This is a genomic window from Pseudomonas simiae (genome assembly GCF_900111895.1).
Classification (GTDB): domain Bacteria; phylum Pseudomonadota; class Gammaproteobacteria; order Pseudomonadales; family Pseudomonadaceae; genus Aquipseudomonas; species Aquipseudomonas simiae.
Genome location: NZ_FOKB01000001.1, coordinates 1,034,739 through 1,046,694 on the forward strand (window position 1 = coordinate 1,034,739; position 11,956 = coordinate 1,046,694).

At 61.4% G+C, this 11,956-nt stretch carries 7 protein-coding genes; all 7 read right to left on the reverse strand.

The annotated features are described in order from the left end of the window. Positions 1-39: 39 nt before the first annotated feature. The 7 genes from BMZ57_RS04960 to BMZ57_RS04990 all read right to left on the reverse strand — a co-directional run bounded on the left by BMZ57_RS04960 (position 40) and on the right by BMZ57_RS04990 (position 11,934). On the reverse strand, positions 40-2,526 hold the full coding sequence (locus tag BMZ57_RS04960) for a fimbria/pilus outer membrane usher protein (protein ID WP_047540843.1): 2,487 nt from the start codon (positions 2,524-2,526) through the stop codon (positions 40-42). An 85-nt stretch (positions 2,527-2,611) separates the two neighbouring features. Next, positions 2,612-3,361, reverse strand: coding sequence for a fimbrial biogenesis chaperone (locus tag BMZ57_RS04965; RefSeq protein WP_069672531.1), 750 nt, complete (start codon positions 3,359-3,361; stop codon positions 2,612-2,614). Positions 3,362-3,421: 60 nt separating this feature from the next. Beyond that, positions 3,422-4,012: a fimbrial protein gene (locus tag BMZ57_RS04970; RefSeq protein WP_010209484.1), complete on the reverse strand. Its 591-nt coding sequence runs from the start codon at positions 4,010-4,012 to the stop codon at positions 3,422-3,424. Positions 4,013-4,096: 84 nt separating this feature from the next. Continuing rightward, positions 4,097-4,741: a response regulator gene (locus tag BMZ57_RS04975; RefSeq protein ID WP_010209485.1), complete on the reverse strand. Its 645-nt coding sequence runs from the start codon at positions 4,739-4,741 to the stop codon at positions 4,097-4,099. A 22-nt stretch (positions 4,742-4,763) separates the two neighbouring features. After that, complete coding sequence (locus BMZ57_RS04980) at positions 4,764-7,922, reverse strand: hybrid sensor histidine kinase/response regulator (protein ID WP_044287376.1); 3,159 nt, start codon at positions 7,920-7,922, stop codon at positions 4,764-4,766. Between the two features lie 51 nt (positions 7,923-7,973). Beyond that, complete coding sequence (gene pvrR, locus BMZ57_RS04985; RefSeq protein ID WP_010209487.1) at positions 7,974-9,161, reverse strand: response regulator cyclic di-GMP phosphodiesterase PvrR; 1,188 nt, start codon at positions 9,159-9,161, stop codon at positions 7,974-7,976. Continuing rightward, positions 9,148-11,934, reverse strand: a complete 2,787-nt coding sequence (locus tag BMZ57_RS04990) for an ATP-binding protein (protein ID WP_010209488.1) — start codon at positions 11,932-11,934, stop codon at positions 9,148-9,150. The genes pvrR and BMZ57_RS04990 overlap by 14 nt, the downstream gene beginning before the upstream one ends. Between the last annotated feature and the right edge of the window lie 22 nt (positions 11,935-11,956).

The following is an 11,956-nucleotide window of genomic DNA, read 5'->3' on the forward strand; positions in this document are numbered from 1 at the left end:
CTTCGACATGGATTTGGGCCAGCGTGTTTGACGAGGTGCTTACGGGTTCGGCGCGCAGGTGAGTGCTACCCGCTCGTAGTTCAGCGCCTTGTTGCGTTCGCCCAACGCATAAGGCGCCTGGCAGTGCTGGTCGGCCCATTTGATCACCAGCGTACCCGTATCTTCTTCCACCAAGGCCAACGCCTTGCCACCCGGATCGGCGATCGCCATCTGCTTGCCCGCCATGCTTTCCAGCGACGCGCCAAACGGGATCGGCCGATGTTGGGCGTCGAACAAGGCGAACTGCACGCGGCGCCCGCTCTTGCTGGCATAGCGCGCCAAGACCACGGCCCCGCGCCGAGGGACAACTTGCTGGGTGGCGTTATCGATTTCGATATCAGCGCCCAGGTCGCGGGTGTCCAGGCTGATCCAGTTAACCCGATAAGGCTGCGTATTGGGGATCACTGCATAGCCGTTGCTGCCAGTCCTGGCGCCGGAGAAACTGCTGATCTTCACACCGGGCACGCCTTCGACTTGCGCCAGCGCAAAGGTCTCGCCCACGGTCTGTCCCAGGTTGATACCGCCCGCGTGGGCCACCACTGACCCGGCCACATTGAGGTTCTGTGCGCTGTACCCACGGCCCTGGCTGTAGCCACCGCTGATGTCCATCAGCGCCGTGCGGGTGCTGAGGTTGGCCGAACCGGTGCTGCCGCCCGTGCTGCTGTTGCCGGCTTGCAGCGAATAATAGGTGTTGCTGTCTTCCGTCAGGTAGCCGTTGACGCCCATTTGCGTGGTGTCGTTGTCTTTTTGCGTGCTGGCAGAAACGAATGCCCTCGGCGCACGGGGCTTCGAGCCCAGCGGAAACGACAGTGACAGGTTAATCAACGTGTCGTTGTTCGACGGCCCGTAGTTGCCCACATCCTTGGTGTGCGTGGCGCTGAGGTTGTAGGTCACGTCTCTCCAGTAATTGCTGTAGCCCGCCGACAAGCTTTGCGCGCCGCCGCGTCCCCAGTAGCGCTGGTCGCTGGCGTTCAGGTACACACTGCCGAACTGCTGGTTGCGCCCCAGGCTCTGGTTGACGGTCAGGTCGGTGCGGGTTTTCGAGTTGCCGAGGTGTGTCCGGCCGTCGCTGCTCAATTCCTCGACATGTTCGGTGAGGGTGCGATAGCCCTCGGTCGAGTACCTATAGGCCGCTAGGGTGAAGTTGGTGTCGGTGCCGGTAAAGGTCTTGGCATACAGCGCGCGCAGGCTGTTGCCCGTGACCTGCCGGCCGAAGGTACGGCTGGCGGAGTGGGTCATGTCCAGCGACACCGCACCAATCGATGTGTTGCGCCCGGCCCCGACCGACAGTGCCTGGAAGTCCTGCGTGGCCTGCACCCCGACGATCCCCGACAGGTTGCTGCTGATGCCATAGGCCAGGGTGCTGCTGACAAACTGCGGGGTTTTCTGCCCGTCACTGTTGCTGTTGTACTGACCGGCCGAGAGGCTGTATTTCACCTGGCCTTCACGCACCATGATCGGCAAGCTGGAAAACGCCTGCACCGTGACCCGGCGACGGCCGTCCGCCTCGATCACCGTCACTTCAAGGTCGCCGTTGGAGCCGCTGGGGTAAATGTCGCTGATTTCGAACGGCCCCGGCGGCACGTTGGCGGTATAGAGGATGTAGTTGTTCTGGCGGATCTCCACGGTGGCGCTGGACTGCGCAACGCCCCGGATGATCGGCGCGTAGCCGCGTTCGCTGTCGGCGCGCATGCCGTCATCAGAGGCCATCTTTAGGCCGCGATAGCGCACGCTGTCAAACAGGTCGGCATCCGAAAAAATGTCCCCGGCGCTGAACTGCCCCTTCAAGGCGGTCAGGTCATGTTGCAGGTAGCTACGGTTGCTCTTGAACGTGCTGGAGCGGCCGGTGCTGCTGCTGAAGTTCGACTCGTTGCGCAGGCGCCAGCCCCCGAGGTTGATACCGTTGCGCAGGCCCAGGTTGTTTGAAAGCGTGGTGTTGGCGTCGGTGCTGCTGCGGTTGCTGCTCAACTGGTAGTTCATGAACGCGGCGGGTACGCCATCGTCCCACAGGGCCGGATCGACATAACCGCGGCGCCCGCGCTCCATGGCGCGTTGCGGCACACTGACCAGCAAGCGCAGGCGCGGTACGTCGTAGCGAACGCTGGCGTGTTCGATCAGTGCGGGCAGGTCGAGACAGGCGTTGGGATCGGTGTCGACGAGTTTCCCGTTGGCCTGTAAGGCGCCGATATCGACGCCCACTTGTTGCAGCATCTCCAGGGTCAGGCAGGCCTCGACCCGGCCGTTCGAAGGGTTGCGGCGAAAGTCGATATCGCGTCGGCCTACCAGGGTGTCGTTACCATACAGGTCAACCCGGTAATTGCCGGGGAGCACGCTGCTGCTGGCGAGCAACGACTGCAGGTCGACCGACGCCGCTGCGCCCTGTAAAAACGAAGTATTGAAGTGTTCATCGCCGTCGGCGTGACAGACCGAGCTGAAGCCCACGGCAATCAAAAGTGGCGCCAGACTATCGCGCTTGAATAAAAACATGCAGGAACCCTATATCACCTCCGATACGAACTAACGGAGCGAAGAGAAATACAGTGAAAGTGCGGCTGCGCGAAGGGCAGGCGCGTTATGGTGATTCTTTGTTCAAACTGGCGCTTATTTGAGCGCTGTTGGAAATTCGCGCGCTGTAGGGATCTTGTGCGCCATAGTCATTAATACTGCTGAACTTCAAGTGCGCTGCGTTAGTGACCGGAAGTTGTTTGAGGACGAACTCTTTTTGTTCGCCTGGCGCAATCATCATCGTATCGAATGGGTGTTCGCTGACGGCACCGGCCTGCAGGGTAATGTCGGCAATCGACACGTGATAAGCCCCAGGGTTGCTCACCCGCAGCACAGGCTTGCCGCCGTGCTCGGCCAGTTGCCAGCGCAGTTCGGTCGGCGCCAGGTAGGCGTTGTTTTTCATGCCGGCTGGGCGAAAGAACACCTTGATGCGCTGGCGCACGGCAAGCTGCAAGGTGTTCTCGGTTTTCGAGGCCTTGGGAATTTCCTGCACGTTGAGCCAAACGACGGACTCGCGGTCGGTGGGCATGCCCGTGCCTTCGTAGATCACCCGCAACAGTTGTTGCTCATTGCTGGTGACCCGCGCCAGCGGCGGGGTGACGGCGAACGGTACGGAGCTTGCGTCGGCGTCGTCCGTGTCGACCCAGGACTGAATCAATATGTCCTCGCCGCTGTTGCGTACGGTGATACCGGCTTCTTTGTGCTGGCCGTCGAACACCAGGCGTGTGCTGCTCAACGAAATGCCGGCTGTGGCCTGGCCGACCGCAAACAGGCCGAGCAGACCCGCACAGAGGGACAGTGAATAGCGAAAAAACATAATGGCTACCGCTATGTTTGAGAGGTATGCGAGGCCCGCAGGCCCCGCAACAGGTTGGGCTTATTCGTACTGCAGGGTGAATGGCAGGGTGGCATCGGCGCGACCGGCCACGGCGGAGGCGGCGTCAGCGGTGGTGACGTAGGCAGCCGAGAATTTCAGCGTGGTATTGCTGTCTTGCAGGGTGTTCTCGACCTTCGCGGCGGTCGGCGAGCTCAGGTCGATCAGCGCGCCATTGGAGTCGAGCAGGGCGATACCGATGTTCTTGGCGGCGCCCAGGCCGTCGGTCAGCTTCAACACTTTGGTGCCGGTCACGATGCCGGAGCCGGCGCCTTTGGTCGGTTGGAAGATCATCGCCACCTTGGTGCCAGCGTTGCAGTTGATCGTCATGCCGAAGTTCTCGGCGCTCAGGGTGCCGTTGCCTTTCGGTGCGGTGGCTGTGCCTATGTCCTTGATCGACACTTCGCCCATGCTGACCGAGATAGTTTTGTTCTCACCGATGCCTTCAACAGAGCAAGCATCATTGTTGATGCTGCCGGTGAAGTTGATGGTGCCGCTACCGGCTTTGGTAGGGGTTGCCGGTGGGTCGGCGGCAAACGCATTACCAGCGGCGAAGATCGACAATGCCAGAAGTGTGCGAGACAGCTGTTTCATGTTGTTTTTTCCATGTTGGGGTTAAAACAACACAATAAGGCTGCAGCGGTGAGTGGGACATCAGACGATCCCTAGAAACCGGTGTTAGTTGAACAAGTTGCGCTCTATGCAATAAGCCAACAAGTCCTGATCGCTGCCGACTTCCAACTTGCGCATGGCCGAGACTTTTTGTGTGCTGATGGTTTTGGCGCTGCGGTTCAAACCTCGCGCAATTTCATTGACACTTTGTCCTGAGATAAACAAACGCAGGATCTCATGTTCCTTTGGGGATAACCGAGTGAAGCGCTCATCGAGATCGGACGATTCCAGTACCGAGGTCGGTTGCGGGCCCTTGCTGCGTACCGGGATGCCCCGGGCGATGGCCTTGAGCACGGCCTGAATCTCATTGTGCAGTTGGTTTTTCTGGATCACGGCCAGCACGCCCACTTCCTGCAAGCGCGTGAGGATCAGCGGATTGGAGATCATCGTCAGCACCAGCACGCGTACCTTGGGGAAATGCCGCACCAGGTATTCCACTAACTTCAGGCCATCGCCGTAGGGCGAGTCCGCCGGCATATTGAAGTCGGTGATCACCAGGTCCACTGCAGTGTTTTCCAGTAGCGTCACCAGTTCGTTGGAGCACACGGCTTCGCCCACCACGCGAAAACGCTTGTCGCGCTCGACCAGCTCCCGTACCCCGACCAGCACGATGGGGTGATCGTCTGCAATGACTACGTTGAGGGTTTCCATGGGTTGATTATCCAGAGTGAAATTATTCAAAGGAGTCGAGCAATGCCGTGAGGCGAGCCAGGTTGCGCCGTACTTCCAGGGCAAGCGTGGGCGTGATGGCCATGCCGGTCAGGCGCAGTTCCAGTTCGACAAAGGCGTTGGCCAAATCAACGAGCTGCACCGCGCCGAGGGCTCCGGCCATGCTGTGCAATTGTTGCGCCGTGCCGCTGGCGTCCTGGTTGTCCAATGCGGCCAGGGTGGTGTGCACATCCTGACGCAGCGTGGTGACAAACAGTTCGCGCATCTTGGGCGACAGCGGCGGCATATCGACGACGGCGGGCACTTCGATCTTGCAGTGTTTTTCCAATTGCGCACGCAAGGTGGCGAGGTTCAGCGGCTTGACCATCCACCCGTTCATGCCAACAGCCGTACAGTGTTCGCCTTCTTCGCGCATGGCATTGGCGGTTATCCCGATAATCGGCAACGTGGCATCTTGTCGGCGCAATGCTTCGGCCAACTGATAGCCGTTCATTACCGGCATATTCACGTCGGTCAGCACCAGGTCGAAGCGTCCGGGCAACCATTGGGTCAGTGCCTGTTCGCCGTCGGAGGTGAGTACCACCGAGCAGCCCAGGGCTTCCAGTTGCTCCTGGATGATGGCCGCGTTGATCACATTGTCCTCGGCCACCAGTACCTGCAGGTTCAGCGGGCGTGCCTGGGTGGGTGGCGCGGGGCGATGGTCGGCCTCGGCACCGTGCTGCGCCAGGTAGACCGCCCAGGCGATGGCGCGAACATCGTTGGCGTCGACCGCCCAATCGCTGCCGTACGGTTGCGCCGGGCTCGGCCCTCCGGCGCTGGCGATGATGCGTGTGCCGGGCCATGCCGGGTCATGGGTGAAATCCACCAGCAGCGCGGCGGCGGGTGTGTCGGCGGCACATACGCGGCTGTCGAGCCCCAGGCGTTTGAGCCAGTCGATCATGCATTGCGTCCGCTCCGCTTCCGGCGCGCGCACGTAGACAGCCGGCGTGTCGGGTCTGAAGACGGGGCAATCGGCCAAGGTGCCGGGCACGGACTCCAGCGCGACTTGCAGGGTAAAGCTGCTGCCCAGGCCGGGTTCGCTGACCACGTTCAGTTGGCCGTGCATCAACTCGCACAGCCATTTGCAGATGGCCAGGCCCAGGCCGGCGCCGGCCTGTCGGGTGGCATCTTCGGCCTGGTAGAACGGGTCGAATAGTTGATGCTGTTGTGCTTGGGCAATGCCCACGCCAGAGTCGCTGACTTGCCACTGCAACTCGACCCGCCCATCGCTGGTTTCCAGGCCCCGCAGGCGCAGCACCACGCGCCCGTTATCGGTGAACTTGATCGCATTGCTCAGCAGGTTATTGAGGATCTGGCGGATACGCAGCGGGTCACCGCGTAACCTGTCCGGCAGGTTCGCGTCGATGCAGGCATACAGCTGCAAGCCCTTGGAGCGGGCGAATGCGCCGTAGGTGCGCACGCAGTCTTCCGTCAGTTCCAGGGGGCAGAAATCCTGGAGTTCGAGGGTCATTTGCCCGGCCTCGATCTTCGACACATCCAATACATCGCTGATCAACTGGAACAAGGTGGTGGAAGAACGCTGGATGGTCTGCAGGTAATCCTGCTGGCGTGGCGCGAGTGACGTCAGGCCAAGCAGCTCCAGGGTGCCCAGCACGCCATACAACGGCGTGCGAATTTCATGGCTCATAGTCGCGAGGAAACGGCTCTTGGCCTGGCTCGCCGAGTCTGCGGCCTGACGCGCTTCTTCCAGGGCGGCAGCGTCTTCGATATGCCGGGTCACGTCATGCACCACGCACAACCACGCGTCCTGGCTCTGATAGCGAGTGGGCACGAACGCCACGTGCAGATGCCGGCCGCGGCTTTCCAGGTCGGCCTGGCCCGGTGCGGTGTGAGGCTGTTGCTTGAGCAAGTCGTACAAGGGGCGAGCGTCTTGCCATTGCAGGGCGTGCTGGTTCTGCAGGAGTACGTGATGATCACTGCGACGGATCACGCACAAACCGATCGGGGCCGTGTCGATGAGTGCACGGCTGAAGGCCTCGCTTTCGGCGATACTGGCATGGGCCTGATGGGCGGGAAGGACCACCCGTACGGTGTACCAACGCGTGAACGCCCGACTGCACCCCAGCATCGCCAGCGCCACGGCCACCAGGCACAGTAATGGCCACATCGCATAGTCGAGAAAACGCTGCACGCTGATCACATAGATCGCCGTCCAGTGTTGCTCGCCCTGGCTGGTCAACTTGAACACCAGGCCATCACGGGTGAAGTTTATGCCCTCGTTCAGCACCTGGCCGGGCTTCGTCGCACCGGTCAGCACTACACCGGCGGGCGTGATCAGGGTGAAGTCGTCGTAGATCGACCATTGCATCAGCCGCTCGATGTTATTGACCTTGGCCAGGTCCAGCAACGAGGCCACCACCACCCAAGTACTGGCGCCGTCGATGGTCAGCGCGGTCGAGGCCAGGTTGATGTCGACATAGCCCAGCAGCACAGGGGCGCCCTTGTCATCGGACGCGGGATGGTAGGGTTCCCAGCGCACGGGATGATCTGGCAATGACGCGTTCTGCAGGTGCAGGCGCTTGTTCACTTGGGTTATCACCTCCACCAGTGCACCGATCTGCACGTGGCCGCCATCGCGCAGTCGGCCGGTGGCGGGCACGCTGATGTCGAAGTTGTCCGGGCCGTTGACCACCACCACTTGCGGGGATTGGTAGTGGGATGCCGCCCAGAAGGCACTGTAGTAGGCGGACAGGTAGGTGCCCAGCGCGAACACTTTGGGGTATTGGTCGACGGCGACCTTTTGCGGGTTGATCTTCAGGCTATAGGGCAGGGAAAACGGCAGCCCGCGGCCTTCATAGATATTGGCGCCTTCTTCAGGCAGGTGTTTTTGCACGTAGGGCGGCAGCATGGCCGAGGGGTTGAACTTACCCGTGCTGCTGCCCCGCGAGATATCGCCGAGGAACGCTTCCTGCTCGCGGATGTTTTCCATCAGCCGGGCGAAGTGGAACTGCAAGGTGTCGCGCTGCTCCTGAACCATGCGCTGCACCCCCAGATAGCTGATGCCCAGCAGCAACAGTACCAAGGCTCCCAGCACCAGCAAGCCTTTGTTCAGGCGCAGCGAGCTGCTGGTAAGTTTCTCCAGGAAGGCGTTGGGGTGATGCATGACGCGGTGACCTCGCAAGCTAACGGCGTTCGACCACACCCGGCCGGCGGGTCAATAGGCGCTCGCCGGACCGTCGTGGGTCAGCAATTGCTGGAACTGATCCGCAGACACGGCGTGGGAGATCAGGAATCCTTGGACCTGAGTGCAGTCGATTTTACGCAACAGCGCAAGTTCTTGCGCGGTTTCTACACCTTCAGCCACCACGATCAAACCCAGCTGGCGTCCCAGGCTGACGATGCTGGTGAGCGCCTGGGCCAGTTCCTCGTTGGCGTTGCAGCCTTGCACCAGTGCACGGTCGATTTTCAACTCGGTGAAAGGCGCCGATACCAGGTTCATGTACGAGCTGTAGCCTTTGCCGAAATCATCTTGGGACAAGCCAAAGCCCTTGATGCGCAAGCGACAGGCCCCAGCGTAGAAGTTGCTGATGTCATCCGGTACCGAGCACTCCATCAGCTCGAAACAGATGCGCGCGGGCAAGCCCTGGTGTTCCAGCACGAACGCCTGGATGCGGTCGGGCAGGTCGTGGCTGTTGAGCAGGTGAGTGGGCAAGTTGATCGATACCGGGATGTCGTAGCCTTGTTGGCGCCACGTGGCTTGGGCGGCCATCGCCTGTTTCAGCACGCACCACAACAGGCGTTCCTCCAGGTTGCAGGCAATCAATGCCGGCAGGAACACACCGGGCAATAACAGCCCATGCTCGGGGTGGGCCCAGCGCACCAAGGCTTCGGCCGCGACGATGCGGCCATTGCTCAGGGCCTTCTTGGGCTGGAACCAGGCTTGCAGGTCACCATTGACCAGGGCGTTCATCAGGCTTTGGCAATCAATACCCGGCTGGATCTCTGCCGGTGCGACCTGACGCAGCGCTTGCAACTGATCGGTCAGGCAGCGCAAAGCGGCGGCATTCACCGGCTTGGAGATCAGCCCGATCACCTTCACTTGCAGGTTGCTCGCCACCAGGCTCGCACCCATCAGCATGCGCCGCGACGCGGCGCTCATAATTGCCAGCGCCGGACGTGACGGTTGCGCAGCGAGGCCCTGGATAAATTGCACGCCGTCCATGCCCGGCATCAGCAGGTCGGTGAGCACCAGGTCGAAATCACGTTGTTTCAGGCAGGCCAGTGCTTCTTCACCGTCCCTGGCGCACACCAGGTCGAAATCGCCCAACTCGCTGAACAGGTTCTGCAAATACAGGTGCTGAAAGGGATGGTCTTCGACAATCAAAATGCTACAGGGCTTCATGGGTGGCTCGTTCGTAGGGAGCCAGGACAGTGGACAAGGCTCGCAGCGTAAAGGGTTTGACCAGGCAGTGATTCATGCCGGCCGCCAGGCACAAGGCCTCTTCTCCGCGCAGGGCGTTGGCGGTGGCGCCGATGATCGGGGTGGTACAGCCCAGCCGCCGGAGTGCTTCGGCCAGTTCGTAGCCGTTGAGCCTAGGCATGTTGACGTCGGTGAGGACGACGTCAAAGGTGCCTTCGTGCCAGCGTGCCAAGGCGTCTTCTCCATCACCGGCCAGTTCCACGCTGCACCCGAGTTCCTCAAGCTGGTCGCGCAGGATCAACTGGTTGATGACGTTGTCTTCGGCCACCAGGATGTGCAGGTGCAAGGGGCGCAGGTCGCGCGCTTCGCAGCGCGTCTGGGGTGGCACGACTTGGCCGTTCTGGGCGTGGCGAACCGCTTGTTGGATCGCGTCCAGGTCGTTCAGGTTGACCTGCCAGCCATCGCCGTTGAACTGCGGTTCGTGGGCTCCGTCATTGCTGGCCAGTACCCGTGGCCCCTGCCAGGGCAAGTCGAGGCGGCGTTCCATGAGTTCAAGCAATACACAGTGCCCCGCCAGCTGCGTGCTGGTCGGCAGACCGACCTGCGCGCGCGCGCCCCAGCGGCGCAGCCAGCCGCAGAGACTGTCGGCCAGTTCGCGGATCGGCGACAGCACATACACGATCTCCGGCGCCAGTGCCTGCAAGCTCTGCGGCGCGTTGCCGGAAGGTTGCTCCAGTGGCACGGTCAGTGAAAAGCTGCTGCCCAGTCCCGGCTCGCTGACCATGCGTAGTGTGCCGTTCATCAAGTGGGTCAGGCGCAGACAGATTGGCAGGCCCAGGCCGGTGCCGGCGATCACATGGGAGTTGCCTTCGCTCTGGTAGAACGGTTCAAAGATGAACGCCTGGTCGGCAGGGGCGATGCCTTTGCCGGTGTCGGAAATTTGCCATTGCAGGCACACCCGTTCGCCTTCGCGGCCGAGCTTTTTGACCCGCAGCACCACGCGACCGGAGTCGGTGAACTTGACGGCGTTGCTCAGCAGGTTGTTGAGGATCTGGCGCACGCGGCTGGCGTCGCCGATCAAGCGCCGGGGCAGTTGCGGGTCGAGGCAGGCATACAGCTGCAAGCCTTTGCTGTGTGCCGCTGCCGCATAGCCTTGCACCACTTCCTGTACCAGGGTCGGCACACAGAACTCGCTTAATTCCAGGGCCAGTTGTCCGGCTTCGATTTTCGACACGTCGAGCACGTCGCAGATCAGTTGCAGCAGCGTCGCAGACGATCCTTCGATGGCGTGCAGGTAGCTTTTCTGCTGGGCATCCAGGCGGGTGCGGGCGAGCAGTTCGAGGGTGCCGAGTACGCCGTACAGGGGCGTGCGGATTTCATGGCTCATGGTGGCCAGGAACAGTGTCTTCGCTTCGTTGGCTGCGTCGGCGGACTGGCGTGCCTGTTCCAGCGCCGCTTCGATCTGCGTGCGCGCGCTGATATCGCTGAAGGCGCAGAGCAACACGTCTTCGCCTTTGTAGCGGGTGGGCGCGCAGCTCAGGTACAGATGGCGGCCGTCGGCGGCTTCGAAGTAGTCGGTGAGGGACGGTGCGTCGGGGTCGAACGCCTGACGGATCCAGCCGGGACCGAGTTGTGCGCCACGTTCGCCGAGCCATTGTTGGGCAAGGGTGTTTTTCAGTACCTCTGCGCCATCGGTGCGACGTAGCACGCACAGCGCTACGGGGGCCGTCTGGATCACGTCGCGGCTGAACAGCTCGCTTTCCACCAGCGCCTGGATGCGGTGGATCGCCGGGGTGATGAAGCGGTGTTCCAAGCGGCGGGTCAGCAGGCACACCAGGCTGATGGTCAGCAGGCAGAACAGCAGGGCGCCGAGCATCTGCGGCCAGAGTGCCCAAAGGACCGCGCGCAGGTCGATGGAGTAGGTGAGCTGCCAGTCCGAAGACTTCAGTTGTTTGCGCAGCACAATTTGCTCGGGCAGCCAGCCATCGCCGACAAAGCCGAAGAAGTCCTGCTGGCGCAGGTGCGGCAGATTTTGTCCTGGTGGTGGTCTATGGCTGTTGCTGAATAGCGGCATACCCTGGGTATTGAACATAGTGAAGTCGCCAGCGCTGTGGTCACTCAAGGCGTTAGAGACTTCACGGTCGTCCATTTCCAGGCCGAGCCAGCCGGAGTTCAGGTCGCGTTCATCCAGGCGAATGAAGATGTACAGCTGTGAGTGTCCGTCCGTGGCATGGGTCAGCCAGAGTTCCTGCAGGGTTTTCTGCTGCTTGAGGGCGTGCAATTGCTCAAGCATGGCCGCGGGAAAATCCGCAGCCACGGGCGTCGCATCGTATAGCCGCAGCACCTGGGCATCCGTGCTGACATACAGCAGGTTGAGCTGCTTGGACTTCAAGAAGGCACGCATGCGTTCGGTCAGCCAGATACTCCATTGTTTGCCTGGGGTGTTTCCCAGCAACAGGCGGATCTCTTCATCGGAGACCGGCAGGTCCAGTTTGGCATTGCGTGTCGCCGACAGGCTGAGGCTTTCCAGCACGGCTTCACGGGTGGTGAAAAACGTATGCGCCTCGGCAATGGCGCTGCTCATGTAGCTGCGCCGCTGGGAGATCTCATTGTTGAAGGTGAATAGCAGGAAGCTGTACACACCGCCCAAGATGCCCACCAACAGTACCAACGCAAAAATGCGCAACAGGCGACGCGCGGCATTGGGCGTGGATAGTACGGGGCTGATCTGGTGCAGGTAGCTCTTTAATCTCATCCCGGCACTCTAGGGGTGGCCG